This is a genomic window from Rahnella aquatilis CIP 78.65 = ATCC 33071 (assembly GCF_000241955.1).
GTDB classification, from domain to species: Bacteria; Pseudomonadota; Gammaproteobacteria; order Enterobacterales; family Enterobacteriaceae; genus Rahnella; species Rahnella aquatilis.
Genome location: NC_016818.1, coordinates 1,439,968 through 1,464,781, shown reverse-complemented (window position 1 = coordinate 1,464,781; position 24,814 = coordinate 1,439,968). Strand labels below are relative to the sequence as shown.

Sequence of the window (24,814 nt, the reverse complement as noted above, 5' to 3'; positions counted from 1 at the left end):
TTTTTATGCCTGAAACTCAGCTTAACCGCGCCCGACCAGCGGCATGGCACTTGCCATCACGGTCATGGTCAGTACGTTGGTGTCGAGCGGTAAACCGGCCATAAACGCCACGGCCTCGCCGACGCGTTCCACCGGAATAACCGGCTCCTCAGCGATATGTCCGTCCGCCTGCATCCTGCCCGCCAGCGCCTTATTACCCATGTCCGTCGCCGCATTGCCGACATCGATTTGCCCGCAGGCTATGTTGAACGCCCGTCCGTCCAGCGCGGTGGATTTGGTCAGGCCGGTGATCGCATGTTTACTGGCGGTGTAAGGGGCGGAATTCGGACGCGGCGATTGTGCCGAAATCGAACCGTTATTGATGATACGTCCGCCCTGCGGCGTCTGACGTTTCATCAGCTTAACCGCCGCCTGCGTACACAAGAATGCGCCGGTCAGATTGGTATTGATCACCGACAGCCAGTCTTCTACCGGCAGTTCATCGACCGGCACATCCTTCACGTTATTACCGGCGTTATTGAACAGCAGATCCAACCGCCCGAAGGTTTCCTGAATATCCTGAAACAGCGCGGCGACCGATTGCGGGCTGGTAACATCCAGCTGACGTGCCACCGCCTGCCCCGGTGCAAACAACGCAACCGCCTGATCGAGTTTTTCTTTATTGCGTCCGGCCAGGATCACTTTAAATCCGATCGCTTCCAGCGCTTTCGCGGCGCTTAACCCGATACCGCTCCCGCCGCCGGTCACTAAGGCGATTTTTATGTCTTCAGTGCTCATTTCGGCTCCTTCTACACAGCAGCTAACATGCCGCCATCAATGAAAAGAAGATGTCCGTTGACGAAATCCGAGGCTTTGGAGGACAGATAAACCGCGCCGCCCACCAGCTCTTCAGGATTGCCCCAGCGCGCGGCTGGTGTGCGTTTACACAGCCATTCGGAAAACTCTTTGTTATCCACCAGCGCCTGCGTCATGTCGGTTTTGAAATAGCCAGGCGCGATACCGTTCACCTGAATATTGTAGCGTGCCAGCTCAACACACATGCCGCGGGTCAGCATTTTTACCGCACCTTTCGAGGCGGCATAGGGCGTAATGGTGTCGCGGCCCAGCTCGCTTTGCATCGAACCGATATTAATGATTTTGCCGCGTTCGCGCCGGATCATGTAACGCGCCACCGCCTGTGACACCAGAAACACGGATTTCTGATTCACGGCAATCACGTCGTCCCAGTCTTTTTCCGGAAACTCGGTAAATTTATGGCGACGCTGAATACCGGCGTTATTCACCAGCACATCAATCGGCCCGATGGTGCTTTCAATATGATCAATCGCCTGATTCACCGCCTGGCTGCTGGTGACATCAAATGACACCGCATGGGCGATAAAACCCTCTGCCCGCAAGGCTTCAGCGGCTTTTTGCGTGGATCCCTGTTGTGTACCATTAACGATAATTTCTGCACCATGCTGCGCCAGCCCTTTCGCCAGCAGGAAACCCAGACCGCGCGTCGAACCGGTAATCAGAATCTTTTTATTGTCCAGTGAGAAGAGATTTGTCATGACGTTGGCCTTATTGAATGCGGATTTAAAAAGTTAGCTTCACTACACCGGTTTACTCCGCGCTAAACTGTGATGCAGATCACCTGACGGGATGTTAAAAAACCCTGTTACTCCCGGTGTGATCATCATCATTTTGATAACAATCTCCGGCGCTTTCTGTTTCAATAACAAAGATTCTTTGCAGGCCCAATCAGGAAAACTCCGCATGAGAAACCAGCGCGTGACACTACAGGACATCGCCCAACTGGCGGATGTCACGAAGATGACGGTGAGCCGTTTTCTGCGCACGCCGGAAAAGGTGTCTCCTGAAACCCGCGAACGCATCACGAAGGTGATGGAAGAAGTGGGCTATCCGCTGGAAGAAGCCCGCGGACCGGCCAAAGCGCCGCGTATCGGTATTTTAGTGCCTTCGTTTAACAACCAGATTTTCTCCGACTTGCTGGCGGGCATTGAGTCGGTCACTTCCGCGCAGGGCTTTCAGACGCTGGTGGTCAATTACGATTACAGCAAAGAGCGCGAAGAAGAACACATCATTAATCTGCTTGGTTATCAACTGGCCGGGCTGATCCTCACCGATTCCGTGCATACCCTGAAAGCCGATAAGTACCTGAATGCCGCAGAAATTCCTGTTGCCCAGGTGATGGATCTCGACGACCCGCACGGGCGGATTGCCGTCGGTTTTGATAACCAGCAGGCCGGTTACGATATGGCGAATACATTGCTCGCCAGTGGCAAACAACATGTGGTGTATTTCGGTTCGATGTCGGATGCCCGCGACCAGAAGCGTTATCAGGGTTACAGCCGCGCCATGAATGAACGCGGACTGACGCCGGTGCATATCACGCCTAATAAAGTGTCGTCGGTATCTATCGGTGCGGGCATGCTGGCCATGGCGCGTCAGTTATATCCGCAGACCAACGCGATTTTGTGTACCAATGACGATATTGCCGTCGGCGTGTTACAGGAATGTATCAAACTGGGGATCCGCGTACCGCAAGATATGGCTATTTCCGGTTTCCACGGGCTGGATATCGGTCTCGCGACCACACCTTTATTAGCCAGTGTTATCACCCCGCGCTTTGAAATGGGAAAAGTGGTGGCGGAGATATTACTCAAAAAAATCAGAAACCTGCCTACGATCGAACGGGTGGATTTGCACTACCGTATCTCCCTCGGCGGCACCATTTAATTCTGCTTTCCCGTCCATTTCTCCCCCGCCGTCCTGCACGCCAACTCCGGTGCAGGATCACGTAAGTGGTAACACCTTTTCTTAACATAATTCAACGTGACTCCTGTCACGAAATACTTTCCTCAAAATGCTTTTATTAAGCCATCGCCGTTACAAGTACACAGAGGAAAGAACATGGATAATAAAATTCCTAAGGCCCGCTGGTTACGTGTCATTACGCCAATCCTTATCGCTTGCATTATTTCCTTCATGGACAGGGTCAATATTAGTTTTGCCATGCCCGGCGGGATGGATGCCGAGTTGGGGATTACTGCTTCAATGGCCGGTCTGGCCGCCGGTATTTTCTTTATCGGGTATTTATTCCTGCAGGTTCCGGGCGGCAGCCTGGCCGTGCACGGCAGCGGACGGAAATTTATCGCCTGTTCCCTGGTTGCCTGGGCGATTATCTCGATTCTGACCGGGCTGATTACCAATCAGTATCAGTTGCTGTTCCTGCGCTTTGCGCTGGGTGTGGCAGAAGGCGGGATGTTGCCGGTGGTGCTGACGATGGTCAGCAACTGGTTCCCCGATAAAGAACGCGGACGCGCCAATGCTTACGTGCTGATGTTCGCGCCCCTCGGCGGCATGATCACCGCCCCGCTGTCTGGTTTGATTCTCGATACGCTCGACTGGCGCTGGTTGTTCATCATTGAAGGGACATTGTCTTTCGTGGTGATGCTGTTCTGGTGGTTCACCATCAGCGATCGTCCGGAAGAAGCGAAATGGCTGTCAGAGCGCGAACGCGACTATCTGGTGACGGAACTGAACCGCGAACGTGAAGCCCTGAGAGCACTGGCACCGGTAAATAACGCCCCGCTGAAAGAAGTGTTCCGCAACCGGTCTATCATCAAACTGATCATTATTAACTTCTTCTATCAGACCGGGATTTACGGCTACACCTTGTGGTTGCCGACCATCCTGAAAAACCTGACCGGCGGAGATATGAGTTCAGTGGGTATGCTGGCGATTATCCCTTACGTGGGCACCATGCTGGGGATCCTGGCGATGTCTGTGCTGTCGGATAAAACCGGTAAGCGTCGTATGTTTATCGCCCTGCCGCTGTGTGGTTTCGCCGCTTGTCTGGCGGCATCCGTAGCATTTGGCCATAACATCATGGCGGCCTACGGATTCCTGGTCGGGGCCGGTTTCTTCCTGCAGGCTGCAACCAGCGCCTTCTGGACCATTCCGGGCAAAGTCACCACGCCGGAAGTGGCAGGCAGCGCACGCGGTGTAATTAATGGTCTGGGGAATCTGGGTGGTTTCTGCGGTCCGTATCTGGTGGGCGTGCTGGTCAGCCTGTACGGCCAGAGCACCGCAATTTATGCGCTGGTGGCCTCATTACTGATTGCCGCAGCGGTGACCACATTGCTGCCAAAAGAGTGCGATATGGCGCTGGTGCCGGGTGCGAAAGCCAAAGCCATGGCGGATGAATACGCCCGTGCCAAAGCAGCGCGCAGGGTTCAGGGAGTGAAAGCAGAAGTAGTTTAATGATCCAAAACGGTGCTGGTTTAGCTCCTCCCCCTGCGTGGACTGAACCCCTAAACTTGGACACCAGGTTAGTGCAGGGGGAACATTTGAGTCCGGTAATCTGCTGGACTCATTCCACCCAACTTCATCTTTATTCTATCGTGGTTATAGTAAGCGACATACGCTTCTATCGACTCAGCCAGTTTTTCCCTGCTCTCGAACTTATAACCGTGGAACATCTCCGTCTTCAACACCGCAAAAAAGCTTTCCATTGCGGCATTGTCATAGCAATTGCCTTTTCGCGACATGCTCTGTCTTATCCCTGCCTCTTTGAGCCTTTTTTGCCACGAAGGCATCCTATATTGCCAGCCCTGATCGCTATGTAGAATGGCTTTTTTTCTGACGTAACCTGATGTAAGTAAATCATTTAGCATCTTTTCAGTCAGCTCGAAAGTCGGCCGCGTACCTATACTCATCGCGATGATTTCTGCATTGTATAAATCCATGACCGGCGATAAATACAGTTTATCCCCGCCCACATTGAACTCGGTAACATCCGTCACCAGCTTTACCCCCGGTCCGGAGGCGTTAAATTTCCGTCTCAGCAGATTGGGCGCTGGCGCCATCCCGATATCGTCCTTATAACTCCGGTATTTTTTAGGCCGCACCCGCGCCTGTACATCCATTTCCCGCATCAGGCGGAACACCTTTTTATGATTGACCCGCACGCCCTGATTGCGCAGTTCTAACGTGACGCGGCGATAGCCATAGCACCGCTTGTGGCGGACGGCCAGTTGCCCGATGGCGTCACATAACGTCACGTCATCCCCGGCTTGCTCCCGCGATTGCCACCAGTACCAGGTGCTTCGTGGCAACCTCGCAGATTTCAACAGATCCTGGAGACGGTGTTCTCCGATTAATGCCCTGATGGCGTGGATTTTTTCTTCCGTTCTGTTTTTGACTTCATCAGGGCGTCGAGCTTTTCGTTGTAAGCGCGTTCAGCACGCAGATAGCGCACCTCTTCCAGAAGCTCGGCAGGCGTCATGTCTTCAGGCTTTATCTCAGGTTTTTGCGTTTTCTGCGCCATGTTATTCCTCTCTTTCAGAGCTGGAAAAGCTGAGTTTTTAGCAGCCAGGATCCAGCGTTTGATTGTCTGATAATCAGCAATATTAAATCGGGCGGCGGCAGAACGCATAGAAAGATGTTCGCGAAGAGTCACATCGACGACATGAGCACGAAACTGTTCGGAATAGATGCGAGTCGCCTTACGAAAAGCCTGCTCACCGTGAAATTGATAGGCAGCAGTCCATGCACGAAGTGAGGATGCCGGAACGTGATATTTGCGGGCGGTAATTTTGAAGCCATCGTGGCCGTCAAGATAGTGCCTGACGGCTATCATTTTGATTTGAAAATCGTACTTCATACTAAACTCCGAATGAGGATTAAAACGTCCAACATTCGGGGTTCAGTTCATGCGAAGGGGAGGGAGCAGACCGAATTCCTGCTTCGACATCTGTAAAATCAGCAGGCCAACCGGACTTTGTTTCTCCCCTGCGAAGGGGGAGGAAGTTATGCAGATACTGCTTTCGCCGGACGGCTGGCATAGAGATACAACAACGTGGCGGCCAGAATGCAGAACGCCATCGACCCCACCATCGGCCAGGCGCTTTTCGCGGTAAACAGTGACAACACAGAACCTATCGCCGCACCGGTGCCGAAACGAATCGTGCCGGCCAGAGAAGCGGCGGTACCGGCCATGTGCGGGAAATCATCCATAATGACGGCCATCGCATTAGACGTGACCATCGCAATCACACCAACGTACCCCGCCACACCAATCACCATCGCCCAGAACGGCAATCCGAAGGTACAGACGATCACCAGCCACATCCCCATCGTCAGTTGCACAAACAACCCGAAACGGAACATTTTCACCGCGCCCGTGCGGCGCACATTACGGCTGTTGATGAGTGTCAGAATGACCAGAGCGACGATGTTCAGCGCAAAGTAAAAACCGAAATTCTGCGGCGAAACGCCATTAAGCTCGATGTACACAAACGGACCGGCGCTGAGGAAAGAGAACATCCCGGCAAATGAGAAACCACTCGCCAGCATATAACTGAGCACACGTTTATGACGGAACAGGGAAGCAAAATTGCCGACGCTGGTGCGCAGGTGGAATTTTTGCCGCCGCTCTTTGGGCAGCGTTTCTTTGATATACACGCCCACCAGCGTCGCGGCAATCAGCGCGGCGATGGCCATCGCCCAGAAAATCGCGTGCCAGCTGAAAATGGCCATCAGCAAACCGCCGATCATCGGTGCCAGCAGCGGCGCAACCGTCATCACCAGGACCACAAAAGACATCATTCGCGAGAATTCATCTTTGGTGAACATGTCGCGCATCAGCGCGTTGATGACCACACTCGCAGCAGCGGCTGCCAGACCGTGCAGGAAACGCATCCAGACCAGTTGCTCGACAGATTGCGCCAGCGCACAGGCACCGGCCGCGACGGCAAAGATCATCACGCCCCAGAAAATAACCGGCTTACGTCCGAGGCTGTCCGCCATCGGTCCGTAAAACAGCTGCCCTATCGCAAACCCCAGCACGTAAGCACTGAGCGTCATTTGCACGCTGCCTGCCGGAACACCATATTCCTGCGCAATGACGGGCATACTTGGCAGATACATATCGATGGCCAGAGGCATCAGCATCGATATCAGTCCCAGGATGAAAATCAGTCCGACGTGGGAGACCGGTTTTTCTTGCACTTTACGCTGCTCCAGTTAGAAAAAAACTATCGCGAAGGAACGCCAACGCTGGCCACTTCCTGCTCCGTTAACGGACGATACTGACCCGGTTCCAAATCTTCATCCATCACAATCTCGCCGATGCGCTCACGGTGCAGCGCAATCACCCGGTTACCGACCGCAGCAAACATGCGTTTTACCTGATGGTAACGGCCTTCACTGAGGGTAAGACGCACCAGACAATCTTCAATTTTTTCGAGCTGTGCCGGTTTGGTCAGGGAATCTTCGTTATGCAATTGTACGCCCGCTTCAAACTGCGCGGCGGTGTCGTCAGCCAGCGGATGTTCGAGTGTCACCAGATAGGTTTTTTCACAGTGATGGCGCGGCGAGGTGATGCGGTGTGACCACTGACCATCGTCGGTCATCAGCACCAGACCGGTAGTGTCGATATCCAGACGCCCCGCCGCATGCAGTTTGTAGGCAACGGGTTCTTCGAGGAAATACAGCACGGTCGGGTGATCCGGATCATCGGTGGAGCACACATACCCCTGCGGTTTGTTGAGCATGAAATAACGCGGGCCGGTAATTTGATCCAGCACATTGCCATCAAATTCGACGCGCTGTTCAGGGCTGATTTTCATTGAGCCGGTTTTGACGATTTCACCGTCTACGGTGACACGTTTGTTACGCAGTTCGCGCAAAACCAGCGCGCGGCTTACGCCTAATTGCTGAGAGAGAAACTTGTCCAGACGCATTGGATCAACTTGCCTTCATGGCGATCTGAGTGATCGCGTTACTGATAAAACACAAGACCCCGCCGTCGCAATATTGCAACTGACAGGGTTCAGGTTTGTTCGTTTCGTAATAATTGCAAAGAGTTATTATTACTTCGGGGGGGCAGAAACACTGCCGCATTGAGCACATTAGTATAGCCGCGCATCCTGTAAGGAAGAAGGAAAATAAGCAGGCTAAAGATTCATGGCAGATGATTTCTTTGCTCATCGCCATCGGGCAGATTTCTTGGCATACTGCATTACTGTTTTTATAAACAGGGTTGTTAACCGGAAAATCAACAGGTGATCATCGCGTGACTGCTTTTACCCTCCGCCCCTACCAGCAAGATGCCGTGGATGCCACGCTGCGTCATTTCCGCCAGCATGACGAACCGGCCGTCATTGTGTTGCCGACCGGTGCGGGAAAAAGTCTGGTGATCGCCGAACTGGCGCGCGTTGCTCGCGGACGTGTGCTGGTGCTCGCCCACGTCAAAGAGCTGGTGGCGCAAAACCACAGCAAATACCTTTCCTACGGGCTGGAAGCGGATATTTTCGCCGCCGGTCTGAACCTGAAACAAAGCAGCGGCAAAGTGGTGTTTGGCAGCGTGCAGTCCGTCGCGCCTAACCTGGCGGCGTTCAGCGGTGAGTTTTCCCTGCTGATTGTCGATGAATGTCACCGTATTTCCGACGATGACAACAGTCAGTATCAGCAAATCATCGGCCATCTCAAAGCACAAAACCCGCGCCTGCGGCTGCTCGGCCTGACTGCCACGCCCTACCGGCTTGGCAAAGGCTGGATTTATCAGTATCACCATCAGGGTATTGTGCGCGGCGATGCCAACAGCCTGTTCCGTGACTGCATCTATGAACTGCCGTTGCGTTATATGATCAAAAACGGCTTTCTGGTGCCACCCGAACGGCTCGATATGCCGGTGGTCAGTTATGATTTCAGCCGCCTGCAGGCCAACAGTAATGGTCTGTTCAGCGAAGCCGATCTGAATGACGAACTGCGTCAGCAAAAGCGCATTACGCCGCACATCATCAGCCAGATTATTGAATTCGCACAGGACCGCAAAGGGGTGATGATTTTTGCCTCTACGGTAGAACATGCAGGTGAGATTTTTGGTCTGCTGCCCGCAGGCGAAGCGGCGCTGATCAGCGCGCAAACTCACGCGGTAGAACGTGACCGGCTGATCACCGCTTTTAAAGCTCAGCAGTTACGCTATCTGGTGAATGTATCCGTGCTGACCACCGGCTTTGATGCACCGCACGTGGATCTTATCGCCATCCTGCGCCCGACTGAGTCTGTCAGTCTGTATCAGCAAATTGTCGGTCGCGGGCTGCGGCTCTCACCGGGCAAAACGGATTGCCTGATCCTCGATTACGCCGGAAACCCGCACGACCTGTTTACGCCGGAAGTCGGCAGCCACAAGCCAGCGGGCGATAATAAGCCCGTGCAGGTATTCTGCCCGGCCTGCGGTTTCGCCAATATTTTTTGGGGGAAAACCACCGAAGACGGCACCATCATCGAGCATTTTGGCCGCCGTTGTCAGGGCGTGCTGGAAGATGATGAAGGCAACCGTGAGCAATGCGATTTCCGCTTCCGCTTTAAGAGCTGTCCGCACTGTGGTGCAGAAAATGATATCGCCGCTCGGCGTTGCCATCAGTGTCAGGAAATTCTGGTCGACCCCGATGACATGCTGAAAGCCGCACTGCGTCTGAAAGATGCGCTGGTATTGCGCTGCGGTGGTATGAATCTGGAAAACGGTCGTGATGACAAAGGGGAATGGCTGAAAATTACCTATTACGATGAAGACGGCGCTGACGTTTCTGAGCGCTTTCGTCTGCAAACGCCTGCACAGCGCCTGGCGTTTCTGCATAACTTCCTGCGTCCGCACCAGCGCGCACCGGGCGTGCCTTTGGAATGGAATAGCGCAGCGGATATCATCGCGAAGCAGATTTTATTGCGCCATCCTGATTTTGTGGTGGCGCGCATGAAAGGCCAGTTCTGGCAGGTGCGGGAAAAAGTGTTCGATTATGAAGGCCGCTACCGGCGCGCGAATGAACTGCGCGGGTAACAGGGATGATCAAATCGGTAATTATTCGTTGTTGCTGCGCGCCGACTCCGGTATCATACCGCCCGCTTTCGCCTTGTGTGAAAGCCGCAGTACTCAACTCGTCACTCGGTCGCAGGTGGCGGGGCACATTTTAGAAGTAGTTCTAATAGAGAAACATACAATGATCACTATCAATGTAGAAGTACGTCCACAGGACGAGCAGGGCAAAGGTGCGAGCCGCCGCCTGCGTACAGAAAACAAATTCCCGGCTATCGTTTACGGTGGCTCAGCTGCTCCGGTTTCTATCAAACTGGACCATGATTCTGTTAAGAACATGGAAGTTAGAGCGGAGTTCTACTCTGAAGCTATTACTCTGGTTATCGACGGTAAAGAAACCAAAGTTAAAGTTCAGGCTGTACAGCGTCACCCGTTCAAGCCAAAACTGGCTCACATTGACTTCGTTCGCGTTTAATCGCTGACTGAGTTGTTGCGCATCGGGACGCCGTGCGAGAACAAATAAAGAACGCCGCTTATGCGGCGTTTTTTATTGGGCGCTATTCTGATTTGCGCCTCCCCTTCGCAGGGGAGGGAGCGATTATTTATGACCCGCTTTACGCTGCAACTGATCCCGCAAATTCGGTGGTGTGCCTTTGATGGTCAGGGTATCCGTGGCCGGATCCCAGAAAATGCGTTCGCCCATCAGCATGGCGTCAAAGTTAATACTCAGACCACCGCCGCTGCCGGCGAATTTGGTCAGCTGACGCAAGGTGCTGCGGTCGGCCGGGAAGGTTTCCTCCAGCTGATAACCCTGCTCCTGAGTAAATTCTTTAAATTTCTTGTCATTCCACGGCGGCAGTTCTTCGGACAAATCATCCAGCGCGATCTCTTCGCCCGCCTGTAACTGCTCGTTGCAGTAGGTATAAACTTGCTGACGGTAGTTCTGACGCTCGTTTTTATCGAGCTGCGCTTCAGTACAAAAGTCGTCAACGGCCTGCAACAGGCCACGGTTCTGCGCCTTGGTATCCAGACCTTCGGATGCGCCGAGAAAATCCATAAAGAAGTCAGAGACTTTGCGCCCTACCCGGCCTTTCAGGAAGGTGAGGTAACGGGTCGATTCCGGATTGGTTTCCCATTCCGTCAGATCAATGCGCGCCACAATATCCGCATGATTGATGTCGAGATAGTGAATGCTGCTGACATCCAGCTGTTCATTGACACGCATACTGCTGCGGCTGTTGAGCACGGCAACCAGTAAATATTCGACTGCCAGGAAACGGTAATGGCAGAAAAGCACCACGCCGCCTTCGGCAAACGGGTATTTCGCCAGTTCGTCACGCAGACGCCCCGTGGCAGCGCGGCTGAATGACAGGAAATCGTCGTCCCCTTTGCGGCAACTGCGTAATGCGACTGCCAGCTCGCTGTCTTCATTGAACAGACCGTACGCTTTGCTTTTTGCACTGTAAACACGGTGCAGTTCTGCCATCATTTCATCAACGGCAGCATTGGGCGTCAGAAGCGTATCACGCAGCACAACATCCAGCGTTTGCTCATCACGTTTGTTCAACTGGTGCAGAGCGATCTGCTCAAGATCCAGACTCATGGGGATTTTCTCCTGTAAGAATTGCAGCCGTGCAAGAAGGGTTTGTCTGCGGGGCGTATTCAAACACCGAAGCGACGAAGCCGCAACCCGAAGTATGAAGGGATTATAAAAATGCGGAAAGTGAGTCTGTGATCGGCTAAGATATTGGACTTTGTCAGATCAAGAAGCACAATACTCTATGGCACAATCATCCCGTTACAGTGACGAACACGTTGAACAGCTGCTTTCCGAGCTGGCGACAGTTCTGGAAAAACACCGCGCGCCGACAGACCTGTCTCTGATGGTTCTGGGCAATATGGTGACAAACCTTATTAATACCAGCGTCGCTCCTGCACAGCGTAAAGCCTTGTCGCAGTCCTTTGCGAAAGCGTTGCAAGCGTCGATAAGAGAAGATAAAGCCCATTAATTCACAACTTGCCCAAACCCTCTCATGGTGACAAATCGTCAGCGCTATCGCGAAAAAGTATCCCAGATGATCAGCTGGGGCCACTGGTTCGCCCTGTTTAATATCCTGCTCATCCTGGGGATCGGCAGCCGCTACCTGTTTGTTTCCGACTGGCCTTCTTCATTGCAGGGGCGTATTTACGCGCTGGTCAGCTGGCTTGGGCATTTCAGCTTTATCGGTTTTGCGGCGTATCTGCTGATCATCTTCCCACTCACCTTTGTGGTGATGTCGCAACGCCTGCTGCGGTTCTTATCCGCCATTCTGGCTACCACCGGGCTGACACTGCTCCTGGTGGATACCGAAGTCTTTACCCGTTTCCACCTGCATATTAATCCGGTTGTGTGGGAACTGGTGGTCAATCCCGGTCAGGGCGAAATGGCGCGTGACTGGCAGCTGATGTTTATCGCTGTGCCGGTGATATTCCTGCTCGAAATGCTGTTTGGTACCTGGGCTTGGCAGAAGCTGCGCAGCCTCAACCGCCGCAATTTCGCCAAACCGATTGTGGTGCTGTTTATAAGCAGTTTCTTTGCTTCGCACCTGATGTACATCTGGGCGGATGCCAACTTCTATCGTCCGATCACCATGCAGCGTGCGAATCTGCCGCTGTCGTATCCGATGACGGCACGCAAATTCCTCGAAAAACACGGCCTGCTGAATGCCGGGGAATACCAGAAACGGCTGATAGAACAAGGCAATCCTGAAGCGCTGGCAGTGGAATACCCGCTGAACAACATCAGCTTTGCGAAAACCGGCTCGAAGTATAATTTGCTGATGGTCGTGCTCGATGGTGTTCATACCACCACGCTGGATAAAGACATGCCAGCGCTCAGCGATTTCGCCAAACATAACATTCGTTTTGATCAGCATTTCAGTTCCGGAAACCGTAATGACACCGGGCAGTTCAGCCTGTTCTATGGGATTTCGCCGAGCTATATGCAGGGCATTCTGGCGGCGCGAAAACCTTCTGCGCTGGTGTCGTCGCTGGAACAACAAGGTTACGAATTCGGTTTATTTGCTTCAGACGGTTTTAACAGTCCGCTGTACCGTCAGGCATTACTGACCGATTTCACCTTGCCGCCGCCGGTCAAACAAACTGACCAGCAAACCGTCTACCAGTGGCAGCAATGGCTGAATGGCGTAGGCAACGGCCCGTGGTTCTCCTACATGAACCTGAACGGGATCAGCAGCGCATTGCGTCAGGACGGGGCCAGTGTGCCAACCGGTAACACCTTTATTCGTCGTTACCAGAACGGTGCACAGGATGTGGATGACCAAATCAAAGCCATCCTGCAGTCGTTAAAAGATCGCGGGGAGCTGGATAAAACGGTGGTCGTCATTACCGCCTCACACGGTATTGAATTCAACGAGAACGGGACATGGGGTTCAGGCAATGCAATGAACCGTCGCCAGTTACAGGTTCCGCTGATCATTCACTGGCCGGGCACACCGGCGCAGAATATCGATAAGCTGACGGATCATGCTGATGTGATGACCACGCTGATGCAACGTCTGTTGCACGCGACAACGGCTCCGGCGGATTACTCGCAGGGCGAAGATTTGTTCGCCGCCAAGCGACGTCATAACTGGGTCACGACCAGCGATGACGGTACGCTGGTGATCACCACCCCGGACCAGACGCTGGAGCTGGAAAGTAACGGTGATTACCGCGCCTTTGACATTAACGGCAAGCGGATTAAAAATCAGAAACCGGAACTGGGTTTGCTGCTCCAGGTGCTGACAGATGAAAAACGCTTCCTGGCAAACTGACGTTCACCGTTAAGCGCAAGGATGAAAGCCAACCCTGACCGGTTGGCTTTTTTACTGGCGCGGCGTCCCCCTGATCGTCAGCGTTTTAGCGGTCGCGGTGTTATGCCGTTAACAGACTAAAAATCGCTTGGACCCGCACGGATAACACTGTATATTTTAACAGTTATTTCTCCCTTCTTTTATGAGGAAAGTTATGCGGGTCGAACTGATTTTTGACAAACGGAATGTCTCCGGCATCCCCAATGCCAGTGAAAAGATTGAAGCGGAACTGGTTAAACGTGTACACCGGCTGTTTCCTGAGGCTGAAGTAAAAGTGAAACCCATGCAGGCTAACGGGCTGAACACCCACGGTGCCAGCAAGCAGGAACGTTCGCAATTAAACCAAATGTTAGAGGAAATGTTCGAAGAAGCCGATGACTGGCTCGCCATGGAGTAAAAATCCGCCCTGCCGTTGCACTTACTTACAAAGCGCAATTGAAATAAACAATCCATCGCTATGGCTTACTATAAGATGTGCGTGTTATACGAAATTCATTATCAATCAGAGCGATGAGTTGCACTTAATGCGGTACAGACCGGGCTGATTTCATCCGGTACATTGTTCCCGGCACCTTTGCTTTTCGCTTCACACGCGCCAATGACTTTGCGAAACCGCCATGCCACCGAGCCTAAAAAAATCCAGCGCCCAACCTAATTTCTACACCAAGCGCTTTGCGCTGATTTGTCTCGGTATTGTCTGTTGTCTGGCGCTTCTGCTGGGTCGGGTAGGTTACCTGCAATTGCTCAACCAGCCGATGCTGGAAAAAGAGGCCGACTCCCGCTCGTTGCGTTCCACCGTTATCCCTGCCGGGCGCGGTACCATTGTTGATCGTAACGGTCATCCGCTGGCGCTGAGCGTCGCCTCAAAAGACATTATCGCCGACCCGTTCCGTGTGCTGGAGTTACACAGTGATCTGAACAGTCCGAAGTGGCAATATCTGGCTTCTGCGCTGAATATGCCGCTTTCGCAGCTACAGCAAACCATCACCAGTGATCCCCAGCGCCGCTTCGTGTATCTCGGTCGCAAAATAGAAGAAGGCATTGCCGCAGATATCAGCCAGCTTCATCTCGGCGGTATCAGCAGTCAGCTGGATGACAGCCGTTATTACCCGATGAGCGAAGCCGCTGCCAATCTGGTCGGCGTGGTCGGGACAGATAATGAAGGTCTGACGGGCGTTGAAAAAGGCTTTAATGCCCTGCTGCAGGGCAAACCGGGCATGCGGGAATACCGTCAGGATCGCCACGGCAATGTGATCGGCATCCTGAAAGAAGTGGCACCGCAACAGCCACCGACCATTAACCTGAGTATCGACAGCTTTATGCAGTACGTGTTGTACTCGCGGCTGCGCGACGGTGTGACGCTTAACCAGGCCGAATCCGGAGCGGCTGTTCTGGTGGATGTGAATACCGGTGAGATTTTAGGGATGGCGTCCTACCCTTCCTATAATCCGAATAACTACGCCGGTGTGCAGGCAAAAGACATGCGAAATGTGGCGATCAGCGACAGTTTCGAACCGGGTTCGACGGTCAAACCGCTGGTGGTAATGGCAGGTCTGAACCGACATATGATCCGCCCGGATTCGGTTCTCGATACCCATCCGTACACCGTTAACGGCCACCTGATCCGCGACGTGGGCCACTGGCCGGCGCTGACCATTACCGGTATCTTGCAAAAATCCAGCGACATTGCGGTTTCGCATATTGCGCTGGCGATGCCTGCCAGCGTACTGGTTCAGCTTTATCAATCCTTTGGTTTGGGCAAACCGACAGATCTGGGTATCGGTGGCGAAAGCAGTGGTTATTTCCCGGCACACCGTGACCGCTGGGCCGATATCGAACGTGCGACCTTCTCCTTCGGCTATGGCCTGCGCGTCACGCCACTGCAAATCGCCCGCGAATACGCCACGATCGGCGCGGAAGGTATTTACCGCCCGCTGTCGATAACCAAAGTGACACCGCCGGTGCTCGGCACCCGTGTGATGTCGGCTGACGTGGTCAGAACCGTGATTCATATGATGGAAAGTGACGCCCTGCCCGGCGGCTCCGGCCTCAGCGCGGCGGTGCCGGGATACCGTCTGGCGATTAAAACCGGTACAGCGGAAAAAATGGGGGCCAGTGGCAAATATGACGGCGGTTACATCAACTACACCGCCGGTGTTGCGCCAGCCAGTAATCCGCGTGTCGCACTGGTGGTGATGGTCAATAATCCGCAAGCGGGTAAGCACTTTGGGGGTTCAGTTGCCGGCCCGATTTTCGGACAGATTATGGGCGAAATCCTCAACCATATGAACATTGCGCCGGATGCGCTGGTGCCGGAAACGCCACCAACCACCGTGATTAATGGGGGTCAAAAAACCGATCTGGTGCGTCGCCCGGCCACGGATGGTTAACCCAAGACAAGCAAAATCATTAAAAACTTCTGACAGACTGGATCTTGCAGAAATAAGCGGTTAACGTTCGCAGTGTTTATTGGCTGATGAAATTTCTGGCTGACACGGTGGAGGAAGAGCGCACGCTCTGTAAGAAAAAGCATGAAACGGCTTCTTATCGTATTTTTGATATTTGTCGCGGTTTGTCTGGGTGTGATTGCACTGAATATGCAGGGCAGCGGCCCGTGGTAATTGAGTTCCGTTTCCTGAAAAGGGATAAAAGGAGACATCATTTTGCCAACCGGTAAGAACTTCGCGATTTTAATCGTTCTTATTCTCGTCGGGATGGTTATGGTGGACGATGGCATCGCCCGGTTAATCCACTGGATCCTGTTGCGTTAAAACATGGCCCGTCAGGCTGTCACGACAGTCCTGCCCACCGGGCCATTATTGTCTGGTCAATCCCTGAACCTCTCTGAGCAACACCTGCCACGCCAACCTGACGAACTCGTGTATAATAGCGGTATTCAACCTTAATACAGACTGGTTATGGCTCAAGACATTCATATCGCTATCGTCTGCGCACTCAGCAAATGGATTGAAGGCCATCTTGGTCGTGTGATCCATCTTGAAGAACTGGCTGAGTATTCAGGCTATTCGCTCTGGCACATGCAAAAACTGTTCAAAGAATCGACAGGCATTTCTCTGGGGAAGTACATCAGGGAACGCCGTCTGGCGAGTGCTGTTTATCAGCTGAGCAGCAGTGAAACCCCGATTTTTGATATCGCGATGGATTTCGGTTTCGGTTCGCAATCGCATTTCACTTACATGTTCCGCAAGCGTTTCAACATAACGCCGCATGAATTCCGTCAGAACCCGGACATCAAACTTGATGTATCTCCCCCGCTGCATCTGATCCACCAGAAATCAGCCTGAAGCGGTCAGAAACCCACAAAAAACGCGGCCATCACAGGCCGCGTTCTTGTGCTTTACTGCTGTTCTTTACCACTAAAAACTAAGCGCTGTTCTGTGTCTGAGAAAGGCACGCTTAGAACTGATACACCAGACCTACCGCAGTGACATCATCGGTATTGATACCGGCGTTGTCGGTGAAGGTGCTGCTGTCGATCAGGTTAATTTTATAGTCAACGTAGGCTGACATGTTTTTGTTGAAGTAGTAAGTCGCACCCAGGTCAACAAATTTAACCAGATCCTGATCCTGATAGTTATTCCCCAGACGGTCTGAACCTAAATCTTTACCGCGGGTTTGGTTATAAGCCACGAACGGACGCAGACCGAAATCAAACTGATAGCTTGCGTAAGCTTCAAATGCCTGGGATTCGTTAGCATAACCGTAAGCTTCTGAATCGGTAGAACCGAAGCGGGAAGCATTGTAAGCCTGGGTGAACATCGCAGCCAGATAGACGTTATTGGCGTCATATTTCAGACCACCGGTGTAGCCTTCAGCTTTTTTACCGTCGCCCATGATACCGGGTGCGGAGTTCTGCTCGTCAGTACGGTCAGAGTTAAAGAATGCACCCGCCACGCTGACGCCCGCACCAATATCATAGCTCAGAGACATACCGTAACCGTCGCCGTTTTGTGTCAACACATCACGGGTACCCGGTTCACCGCCGCCGCTGTCGTTTTTACCCTGATATTGCAGGGCAAAGTGCAGACCATCGACCAGACCAAAGAAGTTATCGTTACGATAAGTTGCCACGCCATTGGTACGCTGATAAAGGAACTGGTCAGCACCGTAAGTGGAACCATCGAACTCAGGTTGCAAATCGGTCCAGGCAGCAACGTCATACATCACGCCATTGTTACGACCGTAGTCGAATGAACCCATGTCACCAAATTTCAGACCTGCGAAACCATAACGGGTAAATGCACGGTCACCGTCATCAGAGCTTTCAGCCTGGTTAGCCTGAACCTGATATTCCCACTGGCCGTAGCCGGTCAGTTGATCAGTAATCTGAGTTTCGCCTTTGAAACCAAGACGGATGTAGCTCTGATCGCCGTCTGAACCTTTGTCGTTAGAGAAGTAGTGCAAACCATCAACTAAACCGTACAGGTCCAGTTTATTACCATCTTTATTATAAACTTCTGCCGCACTTGCTGATCCTGCCACCACTAAAGCAGGGATCATGAGTGAAAGAACACGGATTTTCATTTTTTTGTCCTCAATAAGTGTCGGACCGTGCCACTGAATGTAAAGTACAGGTTTTCTACTGCTTTAAATCTGCATAAGGTTTTTTTGTATCTGTATAAATGTTGGCCCGACATGGCAGTTCCATTCTCATGATATAGATTCTTTTAATCCAGAAAGAAAATGATACGAAATTAGTGAAGACATTACTTATATATTAGAACCTGTAACAAAATATTAATTTTGAGTAAATTTACGTCTATTTATTTTTGTAAAAATAAAGCACTCAAAGCTAATATATCGAAAATTTAATCATTATCAATGAGTTATCTTAAATAATTACCGCACTAAGTGATAAATCATCTATTCAGCAATAATATATACTTTCTCTCGCTATCATCATTATTTGTTATTCAATTACCCTCATTCCCCGTTTTGTGGAAACAACAGCCGGCCCTTTGTGGCCGGTTTTTTTTTGGTTTACAAAGATATAATTACACTCTGTGATATTCATCACTAATTATATCGCGCAGGTTGACTGTATTTCTCCATAATGACTTCATCGTTTCTCCATCTTTTAAATTACGATTTTATTAATAGTTGATATCTAATCCATTAAATTAATAAGGTATTTTCGGAAAATTATTAATGAATATTGTGGAGAGGCTTTGTTGGTCAGCGACACGTCAGATCCGTTATTATAGCCAAAGTCAGACCAATCCCGCTGATCACTGCCGGGAAGACCGATAGACTGCGGTGCCACGCAACATCTTCTTTATTCAATAGTTCAGGGAACCCCATGCCACAACAGGATCAGCTCGACAACATCTCCAAAGCCAGAATGCTTCTGGCAACCCGCCGTTTTCTAAAACTCGACGAGTGGCTGTTGTCACTGATGCGTGGCTGGCAGAATCAGGGCGAAGGTCAACGCGATTATGGCCTGCTGCTGCATCCGGGCACCCTGTTTACCGGTACGGAATCGCCTGCCCTTAACCCGCTGGAAGTGCTCAGTGACTGGGCGCAGCAATGCCCGCAGAGCTACCATGCTCACGTATTACTGGGCATGGTCTGGCATGAAAATGCCTGGTTAATTCGCCAGTCGCAGGGCGAAAATGAAATTGAAGATCACCAGTGGCTCGGTGCCCAGTTGTGTTGCGATTACGCTGTGCTGGCGTTTTTACGCGCCATCGAATTACACCCGCGCCCGACCCATGCCTTCCGGCATCTGATGAACCTCAGCGGAGGTTTCGGTGAGCCTTACTGGCTGAAATCCCTTTTCGCTGGCGAAATCCCCCAGCCTTTGCATGAGAAGTTTTCGATTCAGGACAGTGAAATCTGGCAAGCCGGTGTGGCGCATATCCACGCCCTCGGGTTCGAACCCGCCACACACTGGCCGCAAATGTTACCTGCCGCGTTACAGCAAACCCGGAAAAGCGGCGAAGAAGCGCTGGATTACTGGCTGCGCATGGCGATGTCCGTGCGTCACGCCGACGTCGGCACCATGGGATCCTACCTGTTATTCCACTCCGCTTTCTGGGGCGGCAGCGACGAGCAACAGATGCGGATCATCGACAGCCCGCTGTGTGCGGAATTCAGTGAGGAAGAACGTAACCAGTTTCGTGCGAATGCGCTGTGCGATGCACTTTCCGGCGATATTGCAGACCGCGAATCGCCGCAGGCACTGGAACTCCGGCAGCGTTTGGCCACTTTACTGGCTCAGCCTCTCGAACCTGAAACCCGTATCCGTCTGCTGGATCTCGCCGGGATTTGTACCGCGTACTGGGAGGATGATGATCAGGCCGGGCTGGCCGTGTATGACACATTATTCGCCGTTTCACCGCAGGCGATGCCGGGCCATTCTGCCCGCATGTTTATTTCCCGTGCTGTGCTGGCAAACGGCCATGAAGAAGGCTTGCCGGTACTTACCCAGTTACTGACCCGCGGTCTGAGCCAGGCCAGTGATCCGGTGCTGGTGGCTTTTGCTGCCACGGCGTTGCAATTCGGATTGTACGGGTTGCCTGCCCGCCCGGAATTAAGTGAAGGGCTGATGGAACACGCGTGGTCGCTTATCCAGCAATCGGGCGATGAACAACCGGTCAGCGATCTGGTCACGCTGGCGCATGATATGGCAATCAATGACGATATCGACGCCGCCCATTTTCTGATGACCGGCATGGCGCGCCACGGCAGCGCCATCCACTGCTACGAGCTGTATTTCTTCTACCGCAACGGCTGGCATCACGATGTGCCTGAGCATTATCACAATGACAGCAATGCGATGGATTGTGTTCTCAGCGCCGCCCGCGCCGGCATGGTCCCTGCAATGTTTACCTGCGCTAACGCACTGCGCGAAGGGCTGGGCGGGGAACCGGATTACGAACAGGCGATGCACTGGTATCAGCGCGCAATGGACGCCGGGCACCTCTCCGCCGCCTACTACCGCGCCAGTTGTGCGCTGGATAACGGTTCAGATGCTGAAAAACGTCAGGCCGCAGAAGTCTGGCTGCCGGAAATTCTGCATAACGCCGCGCACCCTGATCGCGCCGAAGCCGCTTATACCCTTGGCATGGCATGGCTGACCGGCACCGGCGTTAAGAAAAACCGCTACATCGCCGGTAAATTCATGGAATTCGTGCTCGAGCTTAACCCGGGATCTGAGGCCGCGAAGCAGGTTCACGATGACCTCAACGGTTCCCTGCGTGCGAGGATGAATCTTTGGCAGGATAAGCGGAAAACCGAGGTGGAAGATCCGGTAGCGGAGTTTCGGTTGCAGGAGCCGTTGCAATAGCGGGCTGATATCTTGGGTTGCTGCCCACTCCGGCCTTAAGATCAACACCGTGGGCTCGCCGCCCACACGGGCCCAAAGGGTTTTAAACGAAACCCTTTGGAATCCTGCGTTTTTTAACTGCGCGCTCTGCTCGCTGGCTATGTTTCAGCAACCACCGCGACAGGCTGGAAATCTTGCCGCTGCGCGGTTCCTTCTCTCGGTCTTCGAGCCACAGGTCTCGAAGCCGCTCCGTTCAGCAAGATTTCTGAATCGCCCGCACGATCTTAAATTCAAAAGCAGATTGTTTTTCATCTTTGCTCCTCCCCCTGCGAAGGGGGAGGCGGGGAGGGAGCTTTATGTCCGCCGCTGTGGTTGATGAAACATAGTCAGCGAGCGACAGCGCGCAGTGAAAGAGCCCACGACCTTGATGTTGAAGTTGAAGGCGCACAAGCACCCGCCTCCTGCTTACCTCTCCCTCAGGGATTCTTTCACCTTATTCAACGGCTTAATCAGATAATCCAGCACGCTTTTCTGACCGGTTTTGATATCCACATTCGCCACCATCCCCGGCACGATCGGGAACTGGCGGCCGGCTTTGTTGGTCAGGAAAGCTTTATCGGTGCGGACATACACGCGGTAATAGTACTGGTCGCGCTTCACTTCATCCTGCAACGTATCCGGCGAGACACCTTCTACTTTGCCATCAAGATCGCCATAGATTGATGAATCGTACGCCGAGATTTTTACCGTGGCAGGCAGTCCGGGGCGGATATAGGCGATGTCGCGCGGATTAATGCGGGTTTCGATCAGCAACTGATCTTCAATCGGCACGATCTCCATCAGTTTACCGCCGGGTTGCAGAACACCGCCGACAGTGGAAACCTGAATGTCTTTAACGATACCGTGAACCGGCGAATACAGCTCGGAGCGCGTCACCTGATCTTCTTTACCGGCCAGCACCTGCAGTTCAGCGTCCAGATCGGCGTTATTTTTCACCTGTTCCTCACGGGCACGCACCGCGTACTGGTTCGTCGCATCGTCGATTTTTCCGCGCAGTTCGCTGGCCTGACGTTTAAGACGAATGACCTCAACCTGCCCCGCCGCGCCTTTTGCCACCAGCGGTTGCGTCATGTTGATTTCATCGTTCACCAGCCTGAGGGACTGTTGCAGATTCGTCACCGTTTCATCACGGTTCTGCTTACGCGATAAATATAACTGACGCTCACGCGCCACCAGTTCCGGGGATTTCATGGTTTCGGCGCTGAATTTCAGCGGTGCACCGGTCAGTTCCGCACTCAGACGCTCGGATGACGCACGCAATGTCCGCACACGGGAGGCCGCTTCACCGTAGTTTGACCGGGAGCGTGTCGGGTCAAGCTGCGCCAGAAGCTGTCCGCGATTGACCACCGAGCCTTCCTGCACCATCAGTTTTAAAATCACGCCGCCGTCCAGTGAATCAATTTGCTGCGCTTTGCTCGATGGCGTCACTTTGCCGGTGCCGACCGTCACTTCATCGAGCACGGCAAAACGAGCCCAGACAAAAAACATCAGCAAACTGCCCAGCGTGACCCAGATAATCCATGAGACTTTGCGGCCTTCAGCTTCCAGTTCATCATGCAATGTCAGATGTGCCATTCAGTGTCCTTAGCCGCTCAGGCTGCGCCTTGTTTTTTATCGTCCGCCATCGCCGCTGCCGGAGCGGGTGTGGTGCTGGCTGCTTTGGCGAGGATCTGATCACGCGGTCCGTCAGCCACCACGCGCCCGTTATCCATCACCACAATCCTGTCCACCAGCCTGAGCAGCGCCGGACGGTGCGTCACCACAATCAGCGTCCGCCCCACCAGCCAGCCATGTAACTGACGGATGACGTATTCTTCCAGTTGTTCATCCATCGACGCGGTCGGTTCGTCCATCAGCACCACCTGCGGATTACGCAGGATCATGCGGCTCAGCATCACCATCTGCCGCTGACCGCCGGACAACCCGCGACCGCCTTCGTTGATGATTTTATCCAGGCTCGATGCGTCGGCCTGCACCATCGACAGCGCACCGCTGATACGCAGTGCCTGCAGCATTTCCTGGTCAGTGGCGTGCGGATAACCCAGCATCAGGTTCTGACGCAACGTGCCGAAAAACAGCCGCGAATCCTGCGACAGATAACCGAGCTGGCGGCGGATATCCGCCGGTTCTACTTTGGTCATGTCGACGCCATCGATGAGAATTTTCCCCTGCGACGGGCTGGCCTGACCCGCCAGCAGTTTGAGCAGCGTGGATTTACCCGCGCCGACTTTCCCGAGGATGGCCACACGTTCGCCCGGTTTAATCTCCAGTTGGCCGATACCTAACACATTCGGCGCGTTCTCTTTGTCGTAGGTATATTGCAGGTTGCGCACGTTAAAATGGCCGCTGAGCGTCGGGCAATGTGACAACTGCGCATCGGCGGGCCGGTCGACAGGCTTTTTCAGCAATTCATCCAGCCCGCGCATCGCGCTTTTGGCATGCTGCCAGCGGGAAAACACCATCGTCAGTGGCATCAGCGGCGCGATAGTGCGCGATGACAACATGCTGCTGGCGACCAGCGTACCGGTGGTGATGTCGCCGCTGAGCACCAGATACACGCCGAACACCAGCATGCCGCCGTAAGTCAGTTGCTGCACGGTGGAGGCCCAGCCAGTCAGGCGCGCACCCCACACGCGTTGTTTCATGCCCACAGCGGCGCTGACTTCGTGCGTCTGTTCCCACTGACGCTGAAAATAGGCTTCCGCCTGTAACGCCTTGATGTCTTCAATCCCTTCAATGGTTTCCACCAGCACGGCGTTGCGCAGCGCACTTTCGCGCATGCCTTCTTTCGCCAGTTTGGCCATTGGCCACTGGATCAGAATACCGGGAATGACAATCAGCGGGATCGCCAGCAGCGGGATAATCACCAGCGGGCCGCCGATGAAAAACATAATGCCGAGGAACAGCAACACGAAAGGCATATCCGCCGCCGCGCTGATGGTGGTCGAGGTCAGCAATTCACGCACCTGATCGATTTCACGCAACTGAGAAATAAAGGAACCGGTGGATTTTGGCCGGTCGTCGTTTTTGATATTCATCGCCCGCACGAAAAACAGTGAGGAAACTTTCAGATCAACTTTCTTGCCCATCAGATCTGACACCAGCGTGCGCATCAGGCGGATGACATATTCCATCCCCGCCGCCAGCACCACGCCGAAAAACAGCACCCACAACGTCGGGTAAGATTGCGCAGGAATAACGCGGTCATACACCTGCATCGAGAACAAAATACCGGCCAGCGCCAGCACGTTACCGAGTACGGAAGCCAGCGAGATTTCCGCAATTTTGCGCCCCGAACCGCGAAAATTATCCCAGAACCAGTGTTTTTTATGCGGCTGAACGAACGGGTCGATACGCTGATCGCGCCCGCGCGGTGCCACGCCAGCCAGAAAGACCGGACCGGTACTTTGCTCAAGCAACACCACCAGTTCGGCCGAACGCAATAAATTGCCGCCGTCGCTCAGCCAGTAGTCCACCGTGCCGTCGTCATGCAGATTTTCCAGTACCGCGATGCCGCCCTGTTGCAGCGTAATCGCTGCGGGTAACACTTCCTGACGCCATCGCACCTGATCCCAGCTGACCATACCGACCTGAAGGCCCATCAGACCGCTGAGGCGGTCAAGCTGACGCCGCAACGGCTGATGTTCAAACCAGCGCATCTGCTGGCGAAGATAAAGCGGATCTGCGGGTTTACCAAATATTTCGGCCACACGCCCCATGGCGCTTATCCAGATGTCGATCGACAACGGTGTTGTTGCTTCATTACTCATTTCAACCTCGATATCGAAT

The 24,814-nt window shown here is 53.2% G+C and carries 20 protein-coding genes; 10 read left to right on the top strand and 10 right to left on the bottom strand.

Annotated elements, in window-relative coordinates; all coding sequences use genetic code 11:
• Nucleotides 1–21: 21 nt before the first annotated feature.
• Complete coding sequence (locus RAHAQ2_RS06720) at nt 22–777, bottom strand: SDR family oxidoreductase (protein WP_015696506.1); 756 nt, start codon at nt 775–777, stop codon at nt 22–24.
• Between the two features lie 11 nt (nt 778–788).
• Nucleotides 789–1,553 (bottom strand): gluconate 5-dehydrogenase, encoded by a 765-nt coding sequence (gene idnO, locus RAHAQ2_RS06715; RefSeq protein ID WP_015696505.1) that lies wholly within the window; start codon nt 1,551–1,553, stop codon nt 789–791.
• A gap of 205 nt (nt 1,554–1,758) precedes the next feature.
• Here idnO and RAHAQ2_RS06710 point away from each other — a divergent pair, with 205 nt between their 5' ends.
• Together RAHAQ2_RS06710 and RAHAQ2_RS06705 are read left to right on the top strand one after the other, a co-directional pair.
• A complete protein-coding gene (locus RAHAQ2_RS06710) occupies nt 1,759–2,742 on the top strand; it encodes a LacI family DNA-binding transcriptional regulator (RefSeq protein ID WP_015696504.1) in 984 nt (327 codons plus the stop codon).
• Between the two features lie 174 nt (nt 2,743–2,916).
• Entirely contained in the window at nt 2,917–4,269 is a 1,353-nt protein-coding gene (locus RAHAQ2_RS06705) for an MFS transporter (protein ID WP_015696503.1), read from the top strand.
• Between the two features lie 68 nt (nt 4,270–4,337).
• Here RAHAQ2_RS06705 and RAHAQ2_RS06700 read toward each other — a convergent pair whose 3' ends face one another.
• From RAHAQ2_RS06700 to rsuA, 4 genes are all read right to left on the bottom strand, one after another.
• Nucleotides 4,338–5,165 carry an IS3 family transposase gene (locus RAHAQ2_RS06700; protein ID WP_238532073.1) on the bottom strand — a complete coding sequence of 276 codons (828 nt, stop codon included), beginning with the start codon at nt 5,163–5,165 and terminating at the stop codon, nt 4,338–4,340.
• Nucleotides 5,165–5,671, bottom strand: coding sequence for a transposase (locus RAHAQ2_RS06695; protein ID WP_015696340.1), 507 nt, complete (start codon nt 5,669–5,671; stop codon nt 5,165–5,167). Before RAHAQ2_RS06695 ends, RAHAQ2_RS06700 begins: the two co-directional genes overlap by 1 nt.
• Before the next feature lie 146 nt (nt 5,672–5,817).
• The gene (locus RAHAQ2_RS06690; RefSeq protein WP_015696502.1) at nt 5,818–7,017 is read right to left on the bottom strand and encodes a Bcr/CflA family multidrug efflux MFS transporter; all 1,200 of its coding nucleotides are present in this window, start codon (nt 7,015–7,017) and stop codon (nt 5,818–5,820) included.
• A 26-nt stretch (nt 7,018–7,043) separates the two neighbouring features.
• Nucleotides 7,044–7,751: a 16S rRNA pseudouridine(516) synthase RsuA gene (rsuA, locus tag RAHAQ2_RS06685; protein ID WP_015696501.1), complete on the bottom strand. Its 708-nt coding sequence runs from the start codon at nt 7,749–7,751 to the stop codon at nt 7,044–7,046.
• 332 nt (nt 7,752–8,083) lie between these two features.
• Between rsuA and radD the strand changes: the two genes are divergently transcribed.
• Together radD and rplY are read left to right on the top strand one after the other, a co-directional pair.
• Nucleotides 8,084–9,847: a DNA repair helicase RadD gene (gene radD / locus RAHAQ2_RS06680; RefSeq protein WP_015696500.1), complete on the top strand. Its 1,764-nt coding sequence runs from the start codon at nt 8,084–8,086 to the stop codon at nt 9,845–9,847.
• A 160-nt stretch (nt 9,848–10,007) separates the two neighbouring features.
• The gene (gene rplY, locus RAHAQ2_RS06675) at nt 10,008–10,298 is read left to right on the top strand and encodes a 50S ribosomal protein L25 (RefSeq protein WP_037038592.1); all 291 of its coding nucleotides are present in this window, start codon (nt 10,008–10,010) and stop codon (nt 10,296–10,298) included.
• Nucleotides 10,299–10,421: 123 nt separating this feature from the next.
• Here rplY and yejK read toward each other — a convergent pair whose 3' ends face one another.
• Nucleotides 10,422–11,426, bottom strand: a complete 1,005-nt coding sequence (gene yejK / locus RAHAQ2_RS06670) for a nucleoid-associated protein YejK (protein WP_015696498.1) — start codon at nt 11,424–11,426, stop codon at nt 10,422–10,424.
• A 178-nt stretch (nt 11,427–11,604) separates the two neighbouring features.
• Between yejK and RAHAQ2_RS06665 the strand changes: the two genes are divergently transcribed.
• The 5 genes from RAHAQ2_RS06665 (at nt 11,605) to RAHAQ2_RS06645 (ending at nt 16,982) form a co-directional block, all read left to right on the top strand.
• Nucleotides 11,605–11,832: a YejL family protein gene (locus tag RAHAQ2_RS06665; protein WP_015696497.1), complete on the top strand. Its 228-nt coding sequence runs from the start codon at nt 11,605–11,607 to the stop codon at nt 11,830–11,832.
• 24 nt (nt 11,833–11,856) lie between these two features.
• Nucleotides 11,857–13,638: an LPS biosynthesis-modulating metalloenzyme YejM gene (gene yejM, locus RAHAQ2_RS06660; RefSeq protein ID WP_015696496.1), complete on the top strand. Its 1,782-nt coding sequence runs from the start codon at nt 11,857–11,859 to the stop codon at nt 13,636–13,638.
• A 193-nt stretch (nt 13,639–13,831) separates the two neighbouring features.
• Nucleotides 13,832–14,074 (top strand): DinI family protein, encoded by a 243-nt coding sequence (locus RAHAQ2_RS06655; protein WP_015696495.1) that lies wholly within the window; start codon nt 13,832–13,834, stop codon nt 14,072–14,074.
• A 220-nt stretch (nt 14,075–14,294) separates the two neighbouring features.
• Nucleotides 14,295–16,067 (top strand): penicillin-binding transpeptidase domain-containing protein, encoded by a 1,773-nt coding sequence (locus RAHAQ2_RS06650; protein WP_015696494.1) that lies wholly within the window; start codon nt 14,295–14,297, stop codon nt 16,065–16,067.
• Nucleotides 16,068–16,595: 528 nt separating this feature from the next.
• Nucleotides 16,596–16,982: a helix-turn-helix domain-containing protein gene (locus RAHAQ2_RS06645; protein ID WP_013574628.1), complete on the top strand. Its 387-nt coding sequence runs from the start codon at nt 16,596–16,598 to the stop codon at nt 16,980–16,982.
• Between the two features lie 112 nt (nt 16,983–17,094).
• On the opposite strand, the gene ompC is transcribed toward RAHAQ2_RS06645, so the two are convergent.
• Nucleotides 17,095–18,222, bottom strand: coding sequence for a porin OmpC (ompC, locus tag RAHAQ2_RS06640; RefSeq protein WP_015696493.1), 1,128 nt, complete (start codon nt 18,220–18,222; stop codon nt 17,095–17,097).
• A 775-nt stretch (nt 18,223–18,997) separates the two neighbouring features.
• Between ompC and RAHAQ2_RS06635 the strand changes: the two genes are divergently transcribed.
• On the top strand, nt 18,998–20,986 hold the full coding sequence (locus RAHAQ2_RS06635) for a DUF4034 domain-containing protein (protein ID WP_015696492.1): 1,989 nt from the start codon (nt 18,998–19,000) through the stop codon (nt 20,984–20,986).
• 444 nt (nt 20,987–21,430) lie between these two features.
• On the opposite strand, the gene RAHAQ2_RS06630 is transcribed toward RAHAQ2_RS06635, so the two are convergent.
• Both RAHAQ2_RS06630 and RAHAQ2_RS06625 read right to left on the bottom strand, forming a co-directional pair.
• Complete coding sequence (locus RAHAQ2_RS06630; protein WP_015696491.1) at nt 21,431–22,600, bottom strand: beta-barrel domain-containing protein; 1,170 nt, start codon at nt 22,598–22,600, stop codon at nt 21,431–21,433.
• A gap of 17 nt (nt 22,601–22,617) precedes the next feature.
• Nucleotides 22,618–24,795, bottom strand: coding sequence for a type I secretion system permease/ATPase (locus RAHAQ2_RS06625; RefSeq protein WP_041682455.1), 2,178 nt, complete (start codon nt 24,793–24,795; stop codon nt 22,618–22,620).
• Nucleotides 24,796–24,814 lie beyond the last annotated feature (19 nt).